17 protein-coding genes are annotated in these 19,589 nt (G+C 59.1%); 11 read left to right on the top strand and 6 right to left on the bottom strand.

Translation table 11 applies throughout. The features are described 5' to 3' along the window. Positions 1-82 precede the first annotated feature (82 nt). The 3 genes from L6966_RS00825 (at position 83) to L6966_RS00815 (ending at position 4,830) form a co-directional block, all read left to right on the top strand. On the top strand, positions 83-2,896 hold the full coding sequence (locus tag L6966_RS00825) for a bifunctional acetate--CoA ligase family protein/GNAT family N-acetyltransferase (protein WP_307877394.1): 2,814 nt from the start codon (positions 83-85) through the stop codon (positions 2,894-2,896). 105 nt (positions 2,897-3,001) lie between these two features. Next, a complete protein-coding gene (locus tag L6966_RS00820) occupies positions 3,002-3,595 on the top strand; it encodes a DUF5998 family protein (RefSeq protein WP_237232698.1) in 594 nt (197 codons plus the stop codon). A 2-nt stretch (positions 3,596-3,597) separates the two neighbouring features. Continuing rightward, a complete protein-coding gene (locus L6966_RS00815; RefSeq protein WP_237232697.1) occupies positions 3,598-4,830 on the top strand; it encodes an alkaline phosphatase family protein in 1,233 nt (410 codons plus the stop codon). A 27-nt stretch (positions 4,831-4,857) separates the two neighbouring features. Here the strand turns inward: L6966_RS00815 and L6966_RS00810 are convergent, their stop codons facing one another. Beyond that, complete coding sequence (locus L6966_RS00810) at positions 4,858-5,625, bottom strand: hypothetical protein (RefSeq protein ID WP_237232696.1); 768 nt, start codon at positions 5,623-5,625, stop codon at positions 4,858-4,860. Between the two features lie 267 nt (positions 5,626-5,892). Then, positions 5,893-7,287, bottom strand: a complete 1,395-nt coding sequence (gene sepH / locus L6966_RS00805; protein ID WP_237232695.1) for a septation protein SepH — start codon at positions 7,285-7,287, stop codon at positions 5,893-5,895. 435 nt (positions 7,288-7,722) lie between these two features. Between sepH and L6966_RS00800 the strand changes: the two genes are divergently transcribed. Then, positions 7,723-8,022, top strand: coding sequence for a DUF4193 domain-containing protein (locus L6966_RS00800; RefSeq protein ID WP_083091691.1), 300 nt, complete (start codon positions 7,723-7,725; stop codon positions 8,020-8,022). 92 nt (positions 8,023-8,114) lie between these two features. Here L6966_RS00800 and L6966_RS00795 read toward each other — a convergent pair whose 3' ends face one another. Beyond that, positions 8,115-8,588 carry a DUF3093 domain-containing protein gene (locus L6966_RS00795; RefSeq protein ID WP_237232694.1) on the bottom strand — a complete coding sequence of 158 codons (474 nt, stop codon included), beginning with the start codon at positions 8,586-8,588 and terminating at the stop codon, positions 8,115-8,117. A 205-nt stretch (positions 8,589-8,793) separates the two neighbouring features. Between L6966_RS00795 and dut the strand changes: the two genes are divergently transcribed. The 3 genes from dut to L6966_RS00780 are packed head-to-tail and all read left to right on the top strand — an operon-like array spanning position 8,794 to position 10,629. Continuing rightward, positions 8,794-9,237: a dUTP diphosphatase gene (gene dut, locus L6966_RS00790; protein WP_372237684.1), complete on the top strand. Its 444-nt coding sequence runs from the start codon at positions 8,794-8,796 to the stop codon at positions 9,235-9,237. Between the two features lie 46 nt (positions 9,238-9,283). After that, on the top strand, positions 9,284-10,099 hold the full coding sequence (locus L6966_RS00785; RefSeq protein WP_083091685.1) for a DUF3710 domain-containing protein: 816 nt from the start codon (positions 9,284-9,286) through the stop codon (positions 10,097-10,099). Positions 10,100-10,107: 8 nt separating this feature from the next. Continuing rightward, the gene (locus L6966_RS00780) at positions 10,108-10,629 is read left to right on the top strand and encodes a hypothetical protein (protein ID WP_083091683.1); all 522 of its coding nucleotides are present in this window, start codon (positions 10,108-10,110) and stop codon (positions 10,627-10,629) included. Between the two features lie 116 nt (positions 10,630-10,745). Here L6966_RS00780 and L6966_RS00775 read toward each other — a convergent pair whose 3' ends face one another. Beyond that, positions 10,746-11,399: a potassium channel family protein gene (locus L6966_RS00775; protein ID WP_083091682.1), complete on the bottom strand. Its 654-nt coding sequence runs from the start codon at positions 11,397-11,399 to the stop codon at positions 10,746-10,748. Then, the gene (locus tag L6966_RS00770) at positions 11,390-12,082 is read right to left on the bottom strand and encodes a potassium channel family protein (RefSeq protein WP_083091681.1); all 693 of its coding nucleotides are present in this window, start codon (positions 12,080-12,082) and stop codon (positions 11,390-11,392) included. Before L6966_RS00770 ends, L6966_RS00775 begins: the two co-directional genes overlap by 10 nt. A gap of 188 nt (positions 12,083-12,270) precedes the next feature. On the opposite strand from L6966_RS00770, the gene L6966_RS00765 reads away from it, so the two are divergent. Both L6966_RS00765 and L6966_RS00760 read left to right on the top strand, forming a co-directional pair. Beyond that, a complete protein-coding gene (locus tag L6966_RS00765; RefSeq protein WP_237232693.1) occupies positions 12,271-14,223 on the top strand; it encodes an APC family permease in 1,953 nt (650 codons plus the stop codon). Between the two features lie 33 nt (positions 14,224-14,256). Continuing rightward, a complete protein-coding gene (locus L6966_RS00760) occupies positions 14,257-15,717 on the top strand; it encodes a class I SAM-dependent RNA methyltransferase (RefSeq protein WP_237232692.1) in 1,461 nt (486 codons plus the stop codon). A gap of 126 nt (positions 15,718-15,843) precedes the next feature. On the opposite strand, the gene L6966_RS00755 is transcribed toward L6966_RS00760, so the two are convergent. Next, positions 15,844-16,038, bottom strand: coding sequence for a DUF7455 domain-containing protein (locus tag L6966_RS00755; RefSeq protein ID WP_237232691.1), 195 nt, complete (start codon positions 16,036-16,038; stop codon positions 15,844-15,846). 198 nt (positions 16,039-16,236) lie between these two features. On the opposite strand from L6966_RS00755, the gene L6966_RS00750 reads away from it, so the two are divergent. Then, positions 16,237-18,330, top strand: coding sequence for a DNA gyrase/topoisomerase IV subunit B (locus L6966_RS00750; protein WP_237232690.1), 2,094 nt, complete (start codon positions 16,237-16,239; stop codon positions 18,328-18,330). Between the two features lie 36 nt (positions 18,331-18,366). Continuing rightward, positions 18,367-19,383: a malate dehydrogenase gene (locus L6966_RS00745; RefSeq protein ID WP_083091666.1), complete on the top strand. Its 1,017-nt coding sequence runs from the start codon at positions 18,367-18,369 to the stop codon at positions 19,381-19,383. Positions 19,384-19,589: the final 206 nt, after the last annotated feature.

The following is a 19,589-nucleotide window of genomic DNA, read 5'->3' as shown; positions in this document are numbered from 1 at the left end:
TCTGTCATCTGTGTGATGGGCGCCTCGCACAGAGGTAGGATTGGGTGCAAAAGCAAGGACGCCCGCATGACAGGAGCACCGCGTGCCCAACGATAGCCGCTTTACCCCAGCTGACCCGAATCACCCGACTACCGATGAGATCCCTTTTATCTACCCGGCCCACTGGGAGGCCGACGTGGTACTCCGTGACGGTGCCACAGCCAATCTGCGGCCGGTCGTCCCCACCGACCGTGTGGCTCTAGAGAAGATGTATGCCGGGCAGTCCGAACGCACCATCTACCTGCGCTTTTTCACCCATAAGCCTACGCTCAGCGACAAAGAACTGACACGCTTCACCACCGTTGACCACAATAATCGGGTTGCCTTTGTCATCATGCTTGATGACGAAATGATTGGCATCGGCCGTTACGACCGCACCAACAACCCCACTGAAGCTGAAGTCGCTTTCATGATTTCCGATGCCCACCAGGGCCGCGGTATCGGCTCAATCCTCTTGGAGCATCTAGCCGCTGCCGCTAATGAACGAGGCATTGACCGGTTCAGCGCAGAAGTGCTCCCACAAAACCGCAAGATGCTCAACGTATTCACTGACGCTGGCTACGAAATTTCACGCGAGTTCGAAGACGGCATGGTCATGGTCCATTTCAATATCGACCCGACCGATCGCTCACGCGGAGTCATGGAGGCCCGTGAACACCGTGCAGAGGCCAAATCTATCGCGGAACTACTCGCGCCAGAAGTGGTCGCGGTCATCGGAACCTCAGACCGTTGGGAGGCTAACGGCCAGCGGGTCATCGATACCATCGTTGCGGGTGGTTTCACGGGAAAGCTGGTGGGAATCAACGAGGCAGGTTTGCCGGCAGGGGACGTGCCCATTTTTACCTCGGTAGCTGAGGTGCCCTACCCCATTGACTTGGGTATTATTGCGGTTCCCCTCGCAGACGTAGCAGCGGCTGTGGAAGCTAGCGGTGAAGCCGGCGTGCGGGGTGTGCTCATTTATACGGCGGGGTACGCGGACGACGGCGCCCGCGGGCGGGCCCGCCAGAAAGCTCTCGTCAAGTCGGCCCGCAGGCACGGTATGCGCGTTATCGGGCCAGCGTCTTTCGGGGTGTTGAACAATAATCCGACTATCAGACTTGATGCCACCATCAGCGCCCAAGACCCCAAGCCAGGCTCACTAGGCCTCTTTAGCCAGTCCAGCGCAATCGGTGCTATGTTCTCAAATACCGCTGTTAAGCGGAACATCGGTGTTTCTTCACTGGTGTCAGCCGGTAACCGGGCCGACGTCTCGGGTAACGATATTATGCAGTATTGGGAGGACGACGAAGCAACTCGGGTTTGTGCCCTCTACCTGGAGTCTATCGGCAACCCGCGCAAGTTCTCGCGTATCGCCCGCAGACTCTCCAGGGCAAAGCCGGTTCTGGTAGCCAAGAACGCCGTCACTGGCCAGCAGCTGCCACCGGGGCACTCTGGGCGAACTTCTATTGCCCCGCCCCAGGCTCTCGACTCCATGTTCCGCCAGTCTGGTGTGATCAGTGCAGAGACCTTTGACCGGGTACTCGATGTCGCCCAGATTCTTGTCTCTCAGCCCCTACCCGCAGGCCGCCGAGTGGCTATCCTCTCGAACGCTTCAGCCCTGGGGCAGATTATCGCTGATAAAGCGGAGGGGCTGAACATCGATGTGCGCGTTACTGAATCCATGCTCCGCCTGACAGACGACGGCGTCAACGGTCTTGAAATCCTAGAAGATGTAGCTACCACCGCCTTAGAGTCATCAGACATCGACGCCATGATCGGTGTGTTCCTGACCGGTGAGTCGATTGCTCCCCAGGACGTTGCCGCAGTACTTCACCGGGCTGGTCAGCGCACCGGCAAGCCCATTGTTACATCCTTTCCCGGAACACTGGGTCTTGATGCAGCTCTCTACGGTATTTGGGAGGATCCCAATCCGACCTCCCAGCGGGCAGCTCAAGAGACAGAAGCCCCGGGTGCAGGCGATGCTGATACAGGCAAACCCAGTATGACCGTCCAGCAGGGCCTGCCCTGCTACGAATCTCCGGGCGCTTCCATTCAAGCGCTCGCAGCTGTGATGGACTATGTTGAGTGGCGCGATCAAGAGACAGGGGCGCTGGCTGTACCCGAAGGTATCAGCCCCAAGAAGGCCGCCGCCCTGATTGCTGAACATCTCACCGGTGTGACCGGTGAAAATCTGCGAGACCTCAACGCTGTGGCTACCGAAGAGATTCTGGCTCACTATGGCATCACCTTGCTCCCAGAATTTGGTTTCGACACCCCTGAGCAGGCAGTCAAAGCGGTTGCAGAAGCCGGGGGCTACCCGGTCGTACTGAAAACTACTGATGACTTCTTACGCCACCGCATTGATTTGGGTGGTGTGCGCCTGGGCATTGAAAGCGATGACGAACTGACCAGCGAAATCGCCCAGATGCACCGTGTTCTCGAACCCTACGGGCGTTTTGACCTCACCGTGCAGAAGCAGGTGCCAGCCGGGCAAACTGCCGTGCTCACCGGTATCGAAGACCCACTGATCGGCCCCGTGGTCTCCTTCGGCATGGCAGGAGATGCCACCAGCCTGCTCGATGACTGGGCACACCGCATTCCGCCGCTGACTGAACGTGACGTCCACACCATGGTGCGCTCACCTAAGGCCGCATCTAAGCTCTTTGTCTCCAGTGATTTACCGCAGGTGCGCATTGACCTGATAGAGGATCTCTGCGCACGTGTTGCCCTGCTGAAAGACAACCACCCAGAAATCGCCTACCTGGAACTTAACCCCGTGCTGCTCTCCCAAGAGACTCTCACCGTGGTTGGCGCCAAGATACGCCTGGGTAACCCGCAACAACGCACTGACTCTGCCCGGCGCACCATGAGTAGCTAGGTGCGGTTTGCGGAAATTTTGCTGAATAAAAGCCGTGCCTGCTGGTCTGAATCCTCTAAACCGGCAGGGGCGATAGCATCACAGATAAAGGATTGACATACCACCATGACCCACAGAGCTACTGAGGCTTTAACAGACGATATTCATCAGGCAGGTTTTTACCCTGAGTTGGTGCTCGACACCGTCGAAGAGGCCCTTGCTGGGCTCACCCCCACTAGCCATCTGGTTCAGGTGGAAACTCACTTTGACCAGAATGAGGTTCACCGTCACATCACCGTTTTGGTTCTCGCCGAATCGGCCCTCCTGGTAGCCCATCTCGATGACCAAAACCTTGACGAGAGCGGTCAGCAGGTACTGGCCCATGTTTCAGTTGAAACCCTGCACGTGAGTCGAATTAGTACCCTAACCGTCAGCTATACCTACCCTCAGCCTCAGCACTACCGGAGCGGTTCTGAGGTGTCTGAGGTGTCTCTACTCATTGCCTGGACCGGCTCCCAGCGGCTTGATGTGCAACCGGCGGATTGCCCTGATCCAACCTGCGACGCTGATCACGGCTACGCAGGCCTAGCACCACGAGAAGACATGCTATTGCGCGTCTCGGCTCCCGCCGATGGGCCCGTAGCAACCGCCCAAGCCCGAACCTTTGCTAGGGCCCTGCGGGCAGCGCACATGGCAGCTATGGCCGGAGCTGGTGCCTAGCGATGGAACCCCTCACTGACTTTTGCGGCAGCGCCCTGCCCGCCCCGGCGTCCTATGGGAACAACAGCCTTGCAGACCTTTTTGAAGCCTGCGGGACTTTAGCTGCCCAGAGCTCTCTCACCCCGGACCCGCACCCCCTTCACGGGCCCGGGCGCCACGATTTGCTCCACTTAGCTAATCGAATCAGCGAGGCAGGTGCCGACCCCTCACGCTACCGAAGTGTCTGCCTGGTGATGGTAGACGGCCTGGGGCAGGCCCTACTCAACCGTTACGGTTCATATGCGCCCTTCCTCAAGAAAGCCACCTCGCTGGGGCCACTAGACGCGGCCATGCCCTCCACCACGGTAGCTTCACTAACCAGCCTGGGCACGGCCACAGCACCTGGCTACCACGGCATGGCTGGGTACGAAGTGCGCAACCCCGATAGTGGAGAGGTCATGAACCAGCTCTCGGGGTGGGACAAACATGTTGATCCCCGCTCTTGGCAACCAATCCCCACCGTCTTTGAACGTTTTGAGAACCACCTCGATGTGGTGACCGTATCGCTAGGTAAGTACGCAGGTACAGGGCTAAGTGAGGCAAGCCTGCGCGGTGGCCGATTCGTTCATGCCTCCACATATGCTGCGCGCACTACTTTGGCCGCCAGTCTTCTCAACTCGCGTAAGCCTTCACTGGTCTACCTCTACTGGGGTGAATTAGACCAGGCTGGGCACAAGTACGGTGCAGGCTCGAAGCAGTGGCTGTGGCAGCTCGAAGAGCTTGACCTGGCGCTTAAATCGCTCGTTAGGCGCCTGCCACCCCATGTACTTCTTCTGGTTACAGCCGACCACGGCATGGTTAACATCGCCGCCGAGAACCGTATTGACTATTCAGGTGACCGCACGCTGTTAGAGAATGTTGAACTCACGGCCGGTGAACCGCGTATGGTGCAGCTCTACCTGAAAGATTGCGGGCAGGGCGCTAAAGAGGACGCGCTGGGCCGCTGGGGCGAGACATGGGGGGAGCAAGCCTGGGTGATTGATACTGAGTATCTCTACGAGAACGGATATTTTGGGCCGGTCATTTCTGATACTGCACGAGCCCGTATCGGCGACATAATTGTGGCAACGCGTGAACCCATAGCTCTTTACGATATGCGCCACTATAAGCCTCAAGCCCTCAACATGGTGGGTCAGCACGGATCCCTCACCAGTGAAGAAACTCAGGTGCCTCTGCTGATGTTACCCACTGGTTAGGGCCCGAACCCATAAACCGGGGGCATATCAGGGAGCTGGGGGAGCTTCGTTTGTGGGATCGGTAGCAGGTGCAGCCGCATCGTCGCCGACAGCGTCGGCGGATGGAACAACGGTCTCAGCGGGGCTGTCAGGCTCCTGAGTAGGGGAGCTGTCAGTAGGAGCGATGCTTTCTGACGGTACCGGGTCGATGGGAGCGGGCGCCGTCTCTTCTACCGTTAGCGGGCTCTCAATCACCGCACCAGTTTCGGTAGGTGCCGGTGCTTCTTCATAGGTCGTCTGGGTCTGGAAGCTCTGCTCAGTGGGAGCATACTGCACCGTTCCTGGTGGTATCACAGCGCCCTCGGTTTCTTCGCTACGCTCGGTCACGGTCGGTGATTTCGTGTTGAAACTGGGGGTGGGCGTGGACGTATCGCTCTCTGGGGAGGCTTCTGCCGGGGCCGTTGCAACTTCGGTGGGGCTAGAGCTACCGTTGACAGGCTGTTCGGCTGAATCATTCAGGGGCAGAAGGAAGGTCGCGGCAGCAACAATCACGCCTCCAGCAAGAAGTGCAGATCCGATAAAGAAAACCTTAGAACCGATACCATCTCCCTGATGGTGTTCAGTGCTTTGAGAGGCTATCTTGTCACCTTCTGAAGCGCTCGCTACAGCGGTAGGTGCCAGGATTTCGGTGGCATCGGGGTCAGGGTCAGATCCCGCTGAACCGCCTACTGGCTCGCGAAGGGGAGAGAAGGCCTCGGTAGGGTCATCAAGGTAGGTCTTCTTGGAATCTGAACCTTGGGGGGTGGGTGCGTCCACGGCGTCCTCGTCAAGTGTGATGCTGGGCTGATTCGATGTCTACCTATGGTAGCTGAGCCTGCTGCAAAGTGATACTAAACGGTGAGTAATCATATCAGTTTGCCACCCCCAAGCGTACCCAGCTATAACTCCTTTTACTGTTTGACCTACCGAAGAAGAAACCTCCCTGCCCGTTCTCAGTATTGCGAGGCAGGGAGTACAGGCGAGAGCATAGGGACGCCGAGCCCCAGGCCCGATACCTAAAGACATCGGTTGCTCAGCTAAACCTTAACGCCGTTGGCTACCGAAAATGATGTCATCCCAACTGGGTACGCTTGTTCGCTTGGCGCGCGCTGGGCGGGCGGTCTGTGGCTTAGCTGTCTCCTCAGCTTCCTCAATGACTTCGGCCTGCTCAGCGACTTGGGCCTGCTCAGCGGCTTCGGCTGGGCGCTGATGGTCACTAGACGATAGGTGTTCGCCCTGGCTAATCGGTTCGTTGTCGGTTATCTGCTGACTCTGTACTGGTTGCGTATGCACCCTGTCTGTCGCTTCAGGTTCGGCTTCAGCGGTGTTTTCGTGATTGCCTGTTGTGGTGTGCGGCTGGGAGTCAGGGGCCGTTGTAGCTTCCTCTGCATCAGCGTGAAGTGATGGGTCTGCATGCCGGGGTGCGTCGTCAACCCGGGCCAGCTGGGGAGAATCCTTAACCTGAGCGGTTTCAGGTAGGGGCTTCTCAACAGAGCCTGCATCGGCCGGTTCATGTTCGCCGGGGCGTGCTGCTGAAACCAGGGGCACAGTGCGGGAGCTGCGCCGAGCACGCTCTAGCAAATCAGCTAGCTTACGCTCACTGGCGGGGTCAAAGGAAGGCACACCGCGGCGGGCAGTGAGCTCATCGAGGAGTTCGTTCTGTTCCTTGTGCGCGGGGATACGAACACGGGTAATACTGGGCTCGCCAACCTGCACGCCCACATGCCGGGACTCAATACTTTCAGCAGGGGGAGCAGAGGAGCCTGAGGCTGCTACCTCAGTGCCCGCTGCGGGGGGTGAACCAGGAATCGGTGAATCGGGGATGGGGGAGTCCTGGGAATGGTCACGGCCCATGAGGAAGTAGGCTGCCTCGTTGGACGCGTAAATGCTCTGGTTCGCGGGGTTGAAGTTCCAACGGGCAGGAAACATGACGGTACGAGGTAGCCCACGGGTAACGTCCTCGTCCAGTTTGACTTCCAGCGAAATTGTCCACTGACCTGACTCTTGTTGCCAGGTTGTCCAGTTCATTGGAGACTGGTCGAAGCCGTAGCGGTGGGATACGGCTTCAATGTGCTCGTTGAGGCTTTGTGCAGAGCCAGATTGGCCGGGGGCTGGGGCAATGACGACGGTGCGAGCCGTATGGATAATATTGGCGCGCTCAGCCACAATGGGCCACTCGTAGCGGCGCACGCGCTCGGGCTCCCACCCTGACTCAGCGGCAATTTCTTCAACCGTGGCCCCCTGTCGGAAGCGAGCCTGAATATCGCGGGGGCCAAATGTTCCAGACGAGCCGCCACGCAGGGGGTGAATGCGGCGGGCGCGAGCGATGCTCTGGCGAAGATTCTGATCAATAGGAAGGAGGTAGGTGGTGCCGTCAGCAGCCTCAAGTATGAGGTTCTCACCGTCGTCGTGAATTCCAGCTAGGCGCAGTTCATGCACTGCTTGGTCTCCATTTCTTGGGGTTTGGGCTTCAGAAGTCTGTGAGTTCTAAAGCTTTCACTCTTTGCTCTTATCTGAAAGCCTACCGTCTCAATCTTTGCTTGAAGCCGAAAGTGGGCACAGCTTCGCTTGAAGTTTAGGAAAACCCCGATTTTCAAAGGAAAAAATTAACCTTCAAGTTTATGTTTAGATAATGTTTGTTCTTAATTAACTCTGCGCCTATCTGTTTGTGACTTGGCCAGAGGCTGAAGATGTCATCCCTACTTGCATTCTTGTAAGCAATCGTGAACAATTCTACCCGTCACCTCATCACATCGAGCGGGACCCCACCGGAGCAAACCCGGGCTGGGCGGGACCTGAACGACCGGCCCAGAGGTGCAGTTGCTCTCCGTGCTGAGAGCACCTCAACCCGTCTCAGACCTAATGGAGAAAACCATGGCAACCGATTACGATGCACCTCGCAAGCAGGATGAAGAGAGCAAGGACCAGTCCTTTGAAGAACTCCGCTCACGGCCATCTGAAATGCAGTCAGGTGCGGTAGACGAGGACGAGAACGCAGCAGCCGAAAGTTTTGAGCTCCCCGGTGCTGACCTCTCCAACGAAGAACTGAATGTAGTTGTACTACCGGCCCAAGATGACGAATTCACCTGCGCTTCCTGCTTCCTGGTGCGTCACCGTTCACAGATTGCCCGTGAAGAAGGAGATCTGAAATTCTGCATTGAGTGCGAGAGCTAGAACACCAGGTTTATATGTTTGGGGCTGGGCCGGGTCTATCATCCGGCCCAGCCCCTATTCGTGAGACCTCACTGCACAGTGGCTTTTTCTACCTACTCGTCTTCTTCATCAGGGAGGCTAACGTTGAGAATCTCCACAATTTTTTCGGGATGGCGTGATGAAGCTATCCAGTACGGTGTGGGGTCAGCTGGGTCGATAATCTGAACGCGGACGACAGCGGGGATCCAGCCGCGAAAGCACATATAGGCACGGCCGTCGAGGGCAGGACCCGCAGCAATACGGGCATTTTCACCCCGGAAAGCATGGGCACGACCCACGTACTCACGTTCAATACGAGCTCGACCGAAACGTACAGTAGTATCGGTAATTTCGAGGGTGGGCGAGGTGCCATAAAGTAGCCCGACTAGGAGTAAAAACATGAGAATACCGGCGATAACACCCGCACTAATGCTGATGGGCGCGCCCACCAAAAAGGTTGCAAGACCTGCCCCTACACACGCAATCCACAGCCCGATGCCGGGTGCAAGACGTTCTTGGTAGAGGGGCGTTGAAGAGGCAGTTGACATAACTTCCTTCATGCAGGTGAGGTCGGTTACAGAAACGGCTTCAGCGTGAATCGTACAGCTCAGCCTCCATCTAGTGTACGGGCTTTCACCGAACACAGGGAACCAATGATGATGCCTTCGAGTAGGCCTACTGAGTGCACTCAACGCGCGGCCTGCCCCGGTTGAAGGCGAGTGGAAGTATGAAGCGGGTACAGTAATGAGAGTGATGAATCAGCTAGACATTGACATCAAGTTGTTGGATGAAGGAATAGAGCCCCCCTGCTATGCGCAGGCGGGTGATGCCGGTGCAGACTTGCGCTCCCGGGTGAACCTGACTTTGGCCCCCGGTGAGCGTGCCCTGGTGCCTACAGGCGTTGCAATTGCCTTGCCACAGGGCTATGTGGGGCTGGTCCACCCTCGGTCAGGGCTTGCAGTCAAGCACGGAATTACGCTCGTGAACGCGCCGGGCACCGTTGATTCGGGTTATCGCGGAGAGCTGATGGTCTGTCTGCTCAACACCGACAGTGAGAAACCTTTCGATATTGAACGCGGTGACCGCATTGCCCAACTGGTGATTCAGCGGTTCGAGACAGCGCGTTTTCGTGTGGTTGAGGAGCTTGCTGAGACCGATCGCGGTGCGGCTGGCTTTGGTTCTACCGGTGTTCGGTAGGCTCTATTGTAGCGTTGTTGATTAGCCCCCAATCCAAGGAGAGACTGTGAAATTTGGTTTGAGTAAAAAGAAGGACGCCCGTAGGCAAACTGAGTCTGCCGAGCGTACAGAACAGGAGCCCAAGGAGGCACCTGAGCTGACCGACGAGACGTTAGAGAACGTCAAGTCCCGTAGACAAGCTCGAGAAACCCCGGCTGAGAACGTGCAGACATTCCTTGAGTTCACCCGTGACAACGGACCCTGGGACGTGACGGAACAACGGACCGGCTCACAGTACATTGACCTGGGTGGGTTGCTGGTCAAGAGTCAGCCCGGTTTGAGTTTGCGCCTTGAAGCCGACCAGAAAACCCAGCAGGTCATTGCGGTTACCTTGCAGCTGGGCGAGGGGACACTGCAGGTGCAGGGATTCGCGGCCCCTAAGAGCCAGGGTATCTGGGACGAGATTCGCAGGGAGCTTTCCGCATCTGTACGCCGCCAGGGCGGCCAGGTTGATATTAACGATGGCCCCTTTGGCCGCCAGCTAATTTCACGTGTGCCCACCCAGTTGCCCAATGGCCGTCAGGGATTCCGCGTCGCCCGTTTTGTGGGTGTGGACGGCCCCCGTTGGTTCGTGCGCGGTGTTTTCTCTGGTAAGGCTGTGCTCCCCGGTGAGGCCGCCACCGCCATGGAAGAGGTCTTCCGTAATATTGTGGTTAACCGCGGTTCTGAGCCCATGCCCCCGCGTGACTTGCTCCCAATGCGAGTTCCTCAGAATATTCAAGATGCTGCAGCTCAGGCCTCTGCAACGCCCACCGAAGCCGAGCAACAGCGTCCCTCTCTCGAAGTGCCCCGCCGCGGGCCCGAAATCACCGAAATCGGCTAGGGAATCTCATGCCCGATGCTGCTGATACGTCAGTGCACGTGACCCGGCTTGAGACCTACCCCGAGCGGTTTAGGGCCCGCCTGGCCGGTCGCGTGCAGCGGGTGAAGATGTCACACCGGGGCTCCAATCCCCGGTTCGAGGTGAGCCTACTGGTTGAGCGGTCTAAGCCGCTACCGCCAGCTAAAACCCACCCCATGACCGGTATGCCCATCGCTGAGACCGGTGAGGACCTGGACGATACCGCTGATGTGAGCACTACGGAAGACACGTCTACCGGTGAGATTTCGGTACTGGACGCTGAGACAGGATTTACTACCCGGTTTAGCGTCAACCGGCCCACTCACCGGGTGCTCTACCCCGACTTTCCGCCCTTAGCGGCCGGAAGCTACCTGACCCTCATCTGGCAGGGTCAACGGCAGGTTCCCGGAATTGAGGCAGGAGGCTACCTGCGGGTTTCGGGGATGCTGAGCACCCGAGAACAACAACCAGTGATGTATAACCCTCGCTATGAGATTGTTCCCGCCCTCTAGCGGGTGACTCTGCGCCCCTTCACAAGAAGCCAATGCGCCCCGGGCTCGCAACGAAACTGCTGTTGCGGTAGCAAGCACGAGCCGGGGCGTCAAGAACTATGTTCAGGAGGTGCGCCCTAGCTAAAGAGCGCGCGGATGTCGTCCTCACCTGCAGGTGTGGTGACGAAGAAGAGCTCGTCGCCGCCCTCAATCACATCGTCACCGCCGGGGGTAATTGGCACACCGTCGCGCAAAATCGCGGTCAAAGTGGTCTCAAAGGGCCACTGCACCTGGTTGACCGTATGACCAATCACGGGGTGATCTGCTGGTACCGTGTACTCCACCAAAGTGGCGCTACCGGCCTTGAGAGTCAGCAGCCGCACCACGTCACCGACCTCAACGGCCTCCTCAACCAGGGAGGTCATCAGCCGAGGGGTAGAGACAGCCACATCAACGCCCCAGGCATCGTCAAAAAGCCACTCATTTTTGGGGTTATTGACTCGGGCAACCGTTCTAGGAACCCCGAATTCACTACGCGCTAGCAAAGAGACAACCAGGTTGGTCTTATCGTCGCCAGAAGCTGCCACGATGACGTCCGCGTTCTCAGGCTTAGCCTGCCGCAAAACGGCAAGCTCACAGGCATCACCAATCACCCAGTGAGCATGCTGAATATCGCTGCGGGAGATAGCTTCAGGCTTGATATCGATAATGGTGACAGTGTGGCCGTGAGAGAGTAGCTCGCGCGCGCTGGAAGAGCCCACAGAACCTGCGCCGATAACGATTACTTCCACTCTAAATCTCCCTCGGTTTCTCGTGCCGGGGCGGTGCCGAGCACCCGAGCGATTTCGTTGATATCTTCGGTTCGCATCATGGCATGTACTGTATCGCCCTGCTGGTAGGAGGTGTCCTTGGTGGGCAACATACCCTCCCCAAAACGGGTCAGGTAGGCTACGCGAACACCCGCTGCCTGCTCAATCTCGGTCAGGGCATGGCCAGCCCACGCCTCGTGTAGCTGCAACTCACCGAGCATCAGGCGGCCAGAGGCCTCGCGAAAGTCACCGGCCATAGCCTGCTCCGGCAAAATACGGCGTAGCACCTGGTCGGTGGACCAGCGGACGGCCGCGACCGTGGGAATACCCAGCCGCTGGTAGAACTCGGCCCGGTTGGGGTCATAGATACGGGCCACAACATGCTGAACCCCGAAGGTCTCACGGGCCACACGAGAAGCGATGATATTGGAGTTGTCACCCGATGAGACCGCAGCGAAAGCGTAAGCATGTTCAATACCGGCCCGTTTGAGCGTCTCACGGTCAAAACCCATACCGGTCACTTTCTTACCGGCAAATTCCTTACGCAACCGCCGAAAGGAGCGGTCATCTTGATCAATGACCGCAACAGAATGACCTGCGTCCTCAAGCGTATGGGCCAGCATGACGCCCACACGACCGGCACCCATAATCACAAAATGGGGCACTTAGCACCTCACGAAACCACAGCGACAACAAACATCAACCCCGCAGGGCAGGGCTGTCTCTAGTCTACGCCCGGTAGCCCAACCACCCAACCTGCGCGCCACAGCTGCGCGGGGGCGTCCTGACCCACAGCCAAAATGTGGTGTGTGTAGCTGTGTTTTCTGTGCATCAGCGACTACGGTTAGAGCCTGTGAGAAGTATTAGGAGCGCGGTCACCCGCCTGATTTTTGGTGCCCCCGTCACCAGCAGGCATGCCAAGAAGGGCAACCTGCCCAAGCGCCGTGCCCTGCCCCTCTTTGGGGCCGACGGGTTCTCGTCGGTGGCCTACGCTCCCGATGAAATTCTGCTGACCCTGCTTCTTGCCGGCCACGGGGCCCTGGCCTACTCGCCCCTGGTGGGGCTGGGCATCGCCCTAATTCTGCTGATTGTGGTGGGTGCCTACCGCTATAACATTCATCATGTGGGCGAGCGCGGTGACTTCGCTCTGGTACACCAGAACCTGGGGATTACCGCCGCTATCGTGCTGGGTGCCGCCTTGATGGTGGACTTTATGCTCACCGTGTCGGTGTCTTTGTCGTCTGCTGCCCAGTACCTGGAGTCGATTACCCCGGTGCTGCTGGGGCATCAGAGACTCATTGCCTGTTCACTCATTGGCCTGGTGACCTTTATCTGCCTGCGCGGTCTGAAAGTGATGCTGCGGGTCTCTCACCTGCCCTCCTACGTTTTTTTGGTGCTGCTGGCCGCTACCGTGGTGTGCGGGCTGATTGCGGACGCCACCGGGCAGCTGGGGCGGGCGGTATCGGCTGACTACACGGTGCTGGTGCCGGATGGAGCAACCGAGGTGCTGACCACCCAGTTAGGCGTTGGCCTGCTCCTGGTGAGGGCTTTTGCTTCTGGCTCTGTGGCCCTGACAGGTGTTAATACCGTCAGTAACGCGGTCAAGGCTTTCGCCCCGCCGCGTCAGCGCAATGCGGCCACCAGTCTGATGGTGATTGGCGGTCTCTCTGCGCTCTCCCTGCTGGGGGTGCTTTATCTTGCCCGGCAAACCGGGGTGGTCAGCGTCCTTGACCCGGCCCAGGGGCTACTCGTCAACGGTCAGCCGGTGGGGGAGGACTTCCACCAGGTACCCGTGCTCCTACAAATTACTGATGCTATCTTTGGCCTGCCCTTAGCCAGTGTGCTGCTGGGTGCTGCCACCATCGGAGTGCTGATTGTCGCGGCCATGACGGCCTTCACCGGCTTCCCCATGCTGGCTACCACCATTGCCGCCAAACAGTACCTGCCCGTACACCTGTCGGCCCGAAGCTCAGCCTCCCTCTACGCCAACGGTGTGCTGGCCCTGGGCGTTAGCTCCATGCTGCTAGTTGCTATCGTCGGGCCCAACGTACACGCCCTGGTACAGATGTATATCGTGGGCGTCTTTACCGCCATGACCCTTACCCAGTATGCGGTGCTCCGCAACCGCTGGCGAGCCCAGCGCATCACCCTCGACACTAAAAAACGCCGCACCCTCTGGCGCGATATTGGCATCAGCGCCATCGGCACCGGGGCCTCCGTCACCGTGCTCGTTGTTGTTATCCTTACCAAATTCACCCACGGTGCCTGGTTCACCGTGCTGCTCATATTTCTTCTGACTTGGCTTATGATAAAAACCAACAAACACTACAGTGCTATCGACCGGCAGCTGGCTCTCTCTGCCGAGCCCGACCAGCTGGCTGCGGACCGGGCCCTGCCCTCCCGCGTCCACGCCCTCATCTATGTCGAGCGGGTGCGCAAACCCGTGCTCCGTGCCCTGGCCTACGCGCGAGCCTCCCGCCCTTCCTCTATCGAAGCTCTGGTGGTCAATGTGGATGAAGCCCGCACCCGTGAAAACATCGACACCTGGGAAGCCCTCGAACTGCCCGTCGACCTGACCGTGCTCGACTCGCCCTACCGCAACCCGTCCGCCAGCGTGCTGGACTATGTGCAGCAAATGCGCCAAAAATCCCCCCGTGATGTGCTGGTGGTCTACCTGCCCGAATATGTGGTCTCACGCTGGTGGCAGGGCATCTTCCACCGCCGCACCGTGCACAAGCTCAAAGCACGACTGCGCCACGAACCCGGTGTGGTCGTTGCCTCCGTGCCCTGGCAAATTGACCGCTAACGCCCACCAAGCCCTACACCAAGCGAGAATCACATGACCACTACCCCCACTTCATCCGAGCCCGCTATCGGTGACCTCCTAGAAGTCACCCCCGAACGCCCCGCCCACGGTGGTGCCATGGTCGCCCGGGCGGGGGAGCGGGTCATCTTCGTCCGCCACGGCCTCGTGGGGGAGCGGGCCACCGCCCGCATTACCGGACGCGGACCCAAAGGCCGCTTCTTCTTTGCGGATGTCGTCTCAGTGGATGCCCCCTCACCGCAGCGCCGCCCCCACCCCTGGGCACCTGCGGACGCACTGGCGTCCGCTCAACCTGTGGGCGGTATGGAATACGGCCACCTGGCTCCTACCACCCAGCGAGCCTATAAGCAGCAGATTGTGGCCGAACAGCTGGTACGCCTGGGCGGGGTGCCCGCTGACCACCCGCTACTGGTTAACCTGCCGGTCCATTCCCTGCCCGGCGACGAGCAGGGGCTGCACTGGCGCACCCGAGTGCATTTTGCGGTGGAGCGCGAGAGCCAGCAGATCGCCATGTTCCCGCACTCTAGCTCGGTGCCTGTACCCGTTGCGGGTTTCCCCCTGGCAGATAAGCGCATTGAGACTTTAGAGCTGCACCGGCTCAAGCTAGCCGGTATTACCCGGGTTGATGTGGCGGTCTCTGCCACCGATATGGTGGCTCTGGTCTTTACCGTATCTGCCCGCACCACACCTGCCGAGGTCGCCGCGGACATTGAGGCCCAGGCCCGAACCTTGTGGGGTTCTCTGGAAGAGCGCATGATTACCCTGGTCTTTACCCCCGAGAAAAAGGGCGGACGCCGCCGCGGCACCAAACCCGCTGACATCATCGCCGGGGCCGCTAACCCCAACCTGTTAGAGACAGCCACCGTCTATGCCCAGGACTTCTTTTGGAACGTGGGCGCTACCAGCTTCTGGCAGATTCACCGAGCCGCCCCCGAGGTGCTGGGTAACGCTGTGCTTGAGGCTGCCCGCTTGAAAAAGGGCATGACGGCCTATGACCTCTACGCAGGCGCGGGCTTCTTCACCGCGCTCGCGGCGGACGCCGTGGGGGATAGGGGCACGGTGCTGTCAGTTGAGGGGTCCCCGGTGACCAGCCGCAATGCCTCCGAAAACTTTGGTGACGAGGGGCCCTCCCGCACCCACAGGTCTGAGAGGACGCGCGTGCGCGTGGAACGCGGGGACGTGGGGCAGGTGCTTGAAAAGATTTCTGCAGAAGTCTCTGCGGGGCGCTTTGCCGCCCCGGACGTCGTCATCTGCGACCCCTCTCGTGAGGGCGCTGGCCGTGCCGTGATGGAGCAGGTTTCTGCCCTGGCCCCCCAGCGGATTGTATATGTGGCCTGCGACCCGGCCGCCTTGGGGCGCGATACCGGCTACCTGCGGGCAGCAGGCTGGCGACTCGATACGGTTGAAGCTTTTGATATGTACCCCAACACCCACCATGTAGAAGCGGTGGCGGTCTTCAGCCGCTACGGGGTATAGCGGTTTCCCGGAAAAGACCAGAAAACTCAGAAAAGACCATTTAAATCAGAAAAACCCACCTAGTTCGTGGGTTTTTCTGATGTAGATGGTACCTACCCGGCGGGAGGGGGTAGGGTGGAGCAGGCGCTAGCTGAGGCGGTCGGTCTGGTCGTCCCACTCGACAGCTACAGCCCGCAGGGCCTCCTCCTTAGCACGAGCGTGGTGGCCGCAGAAAAGCAGGTCCAAACCTGACTCCATTACCACACGCACATAGGCCTGGGCGCCGCAAGCATCACAGCGGTCGGCGGTGGTTAGTTCGCGGGCTTCAAGAGTTGCACTCATGGCATGAGCTCCCTTCCATACAAAAATCTTCTTACACTCCATACAATCACCCCGCAGGCTTCGGTATGCCCCCTTTCGCCCAGAGCGCTAAACCCACACGTAACACCGCCGGGCCGCGTCCTAGCCAGGTGCCCCCACCAACCGAACACCTGTACTAAACTAGTGAGGCAACCTCACCCGACTCCCAGGAGAGCTCCCGTGGCCGCCAATAACTACACTGCCCGCAACCTTTCAGTGCTTGAAGGGCTCGAAGCCGTGCGTAAACGCCCGGGCATGTACATTGGCTCCACCGATTCGCGCGGCCTCATGCACTGCCTCTGGGAAATCATCGACAACTCGGTTGACGAAGCCCTGGCAGGGTTCGGCCAGTCCATCCAGGTCATTCTCTACAAGGACGGCTCAGTTGAGGTGCAAGACGACGGCCGCGGCGTGCCCACCGACATCGAACCCCGCACCGGCCTCTCCGGCGTTGAGGTGGTCTACACCAAGCTGCACGCCGGAGGTAAGTTCGGCGGTGGCTCCTACAACGCTTCGGGCGGTCTTCACGGTGTGGGTGCCTCGGTTGTTAACGCCCTGTCTTCCCGCCTAGACGTGCAGGTCGACAGAGGCGGCAAGACCTACCAGATGAGCTTTCGCCACGGTATTCCCGGCATCTTTAAAGACGGACGAACCCCGCGCCCCGATGCCCCTTTCACCGCCTCACATGAGGCCCTCCAGGTGGTAGGTAAGGCCAAACGCGGGGTGACCGGCACCCGCGTGCGCTACTGGGCTGACCCCATGATTTTCACGCCGGACGCCCGGTTCAGCTACACGGACCTGGCAACCCGCGCCCGTCAAACGGCCTTCCTCATTCCCGGCCTGCGCATTGCCGTTCGCGATGAGCGCCGCCTAGAAGGAACCCCCGGTGAACACGAGACCGTTGAGGAGGTCTTCCAGCACGACGGTGGTATCTCTGAGTTCGTCGACTACCTGGCCCACGACCAGGCCGTGACCGACATCTGGCGCTTCACGGGCACCGACACCTTCACCGAGACCGTCCCCGTGCTTGATGCCGAGGGCCACTCCCAGCTCACAGAAGTTGAGCGCGAGTGCGAGGTGGATGTTGCCCTGCGCTGGGGTACCGGCTATGAAACCAAGCTGCGTACCTTCGTCAATATCATTTCCACCCCCAAGGGCGGCACCCATCAGACCGGCTTTGAGCAGGGCCTGCTCAAGACCTTCCGCAAGCACATTGCCGATAATGCGCGTAAGTTTAAGGCCGGTACTGACAAGATTGAAAAGGACGACGTGCTGGCGGGTCTGACCGCCGTGTTGACCGTGCGCCTGGCTGAGCCCCAGTTCGAGGGCCAAACCAAGGAGATTCTGGGTACGCCGGCGGTGCGTCAGATTGTCTCTAAGGTGGTTGCCAAGCAGCTTGCGGCCAAGCTGAAATCCACGGCCCGGGGGGAGAAGACCCAGGCGGTAGCAGTTTCTGAGAAGGTTGTGGCCGAGATGAAGTCCCGCATCTCAGCCCGCGTGCACAAGGAGACCCAGCGGCGCAAGAACGCCCTAGAAACCTCGTCTATGCCCACCAAGCTGGTGGACTGCCGCTCTACAGATGTTGAGAAGTCTGAACTCTTTATCGTGGAGGGCGATTCGGCCTTGGGCACCGCCCGCCTGGCCCGTTCATCTACATACCAGGCCCTTCTGCCCATTCGCGGCAAGATTCTGAACGTACAGAAGGCCTCTCTGACCGACATGCTGGCTAACGCCGAGTGCGCCGCCATCATTCAGGTTATCGGTGCGGGCTCTGGCCGCACTTTTGACTTAGAGAGCAAGCGCTATAACAAGATCATTATGATGACGGACGCGGACGTAGACGGCGCCCACATCCGCACCCTGCTACTGACCCTCTTCTACCGCTACATGCGCCCGCTGGTAGAAGCTGGTCACGTCTACGCAGCCGTGCCGCCCCTGCACCGGGTTGAGGTGGTCAACCGGGGTAGGGCTAATGAGATGGTCTACACCTACTCTGAGAAAGAACTGCACGAGCTACTGGATAGGCTTGAAGCTGAAGGTAAGGGCTATAAGGAACCTATCCAACGCTATAAGGGCCTGGGTGAGATGGACGCTGACCAGCTAGCCGAGACCACTATGGATCCCCGCCACCGGATGTTGCGCCGGGTGCGTGTGGAGGATGCCGAGGCAGCAGAGCGTGCTTTTACCCTCCTGATGGGGTCTGAGGTCGCACCTCGAAAGGATTTTATTATTCGAGGGGCCAGCAAACTGGATCACACCACTATCGACGCTTAGGGCTTTTTGTCTCGATGACGCGGTAAAGTGTTGTGCATGACACATGCAAAGAAGCACCCTGTTACCGTGACCGTTACTGGCGCAGCTGGCCAGATTGGTTATGCCAGCCTCTTCCGTATAGCAGCGGGAGAGATGCTGGGCCCCGATACTCCTGTGCGGCTGCGTCTGCTGGAGATTCCGGCCGCCCTAAAAGCCGCTGAGGGAACAGCCTTAGAACTGACCGACTGCGCCTTTCCTCTACTGGAATCGGTGGATATGACCGATGACCCCGCAGTGGGCTTTAGCGGCGCTAACATTGCCCTGCTCATTGGTTCGCGTCCGCGCACCAAGGGTATGGAACGCGCAGACCTACTTGAAGCTAACGGGGGTATCTTTTCAGTCCAGGGCCGTGCCATCAACGACCACGCCGACGACGATGTTAGGGTTGCGGTGGTGGGCAATCCAGCCAATACCAACGCGCTGATTGCTTCCTCGCACGCGCCGGACGTCCCACTAGAGCGCTTCACTGCACTCACCCGACTCGACCATCACCGAGCGGTTGGCCAACTGGCTGCAGCCACGGGCTGTGCTGTCTCTGACGTTGAGGGCCTGGCTATCTGGGGTAACCACTCGGCCAGCCAGTACCCCGATATTTTCCAGGCCTCGGTAGCTGGCCGCCCGGCCCTTGAAATGCTGGGAGAGAAGGGCCTGGGGCAGACGTGGATTGAGGAGACCTTTATTCCCACCGTTGCCAACCGAGGTGCTGAGATTATCGCAGTACGCGGGGGCTCTTCAGTGGCTTCAGCAGCCCACGCGGCACTGAGCCACGTGCATGACTGGGTTCTGGGAACCAGTGGAAAAATCACCTCTATGGCTGTGCCGTCAGACGGCTCCTACGGGGTTGCCAAAGGCCTCATTTCCTCTTTCCCGGTGCGCTGTTCAGAAGGCAGGTATGAGATTGTTCACGGGCTGGAGCACTCAGATTTTGCCACAGCGCGTATCGCTGCCTCGGTTGCTGAGCTGGCAGCAGAGAAGGACGCTGTGGCTCAGCTAAATCTGCTGGGGCCGCGCTAAATTGAGTGGCCCCCGCGTGACTAGACAAAGTGTCAGCAAGCTGGGTGGTGGGTGAGCAAAACACGGTAGGCCCCGGTTCATTCGCAGAAGAGAACCGGGGCCTTAGCGTTTAAATGACCTTTTCAGAGGGGTCAAGTTAGCAGGTGAATCGGTCAAAACTACCCTAACTGCCTACTCACGCGAGCCAGCTATGCTTGAGCAAACAC

Source organism: Rothia nasisuis (genome assembly GCF_928381405.1).
Classification (GTDB): domain Bacteria; phylum Actinomycetota; class Actinomycetes; order Actinomycetales; family Micrococcaceae; genus Rothia; species Rothia nasisuis.
This window is presented reverse-complemented; position numbering and strand designations above follow the sequence as displayed.

Bases quoted from the DNA above. Each gene is read 5' to 3' on its own strand.
- L6966_RS00755 (WP_237232691.1), bottom strand. From the start codon at position 16,038: ATGAGTGCAACTCTTGAAGCCCGCGAACTAACCACCGCCGACCGCTGT.
- L6966_RS00815 (WP_237232697.1), top strand. From the start codon at position 3,598: ATGGAACCCCTCACTGACTTTTGCGGCAGCGCCCTGCCCGCCCCGGCG.
- L6966_RS00760 (WP_237232692.1), top strand. From the start codon at position 14,257: ATGACCACTACCCCCACTTCATCCGAGCCCGCTATCGGTGACCTCCTA.
- L6966_RS00780 (WP_083091683.1), top strand. From the start codon at position 10,108: ATGCCCGATGCTGCTGATACGTCAGTGCACGTGACCCGGCTTGAGACC.
- L6966_RS00795 (WP_237232694.1), bottom strand. From the start codon at position 8,588: ATGTCAACTGCCTCTTCAACGCCCCTCTACCAAGAACGTCTTGCACCC.
- L6966_RS00800 (WP_083091691.1), top strand. From the start codon at position 7,723: ATGGCAACCGATTACGATGCACCTCGCAAGCAGGATGAAGAGAGCAAG.
- dut (WP_372237684.1), top strand. From the start codon at position 8,794: ATGAATCAGCTAGACATTGACATCAAGTTGTTGGATGAAGGAATAGAG.
- L6966_RS00745 (WP_083091666.1), top strand. From the start codon at position 18,367: ATGACACATGCAAAGAAGCACCCTGTTACCGTGACCGTTACTGGCGCA.
- L6966_RS00820 (WP_237232698.1), top strand. From the start codon at position 3,002: ATGACCCACAGAGCTACTGAGGCTTTAACAGACGATATTCATCAGGCA.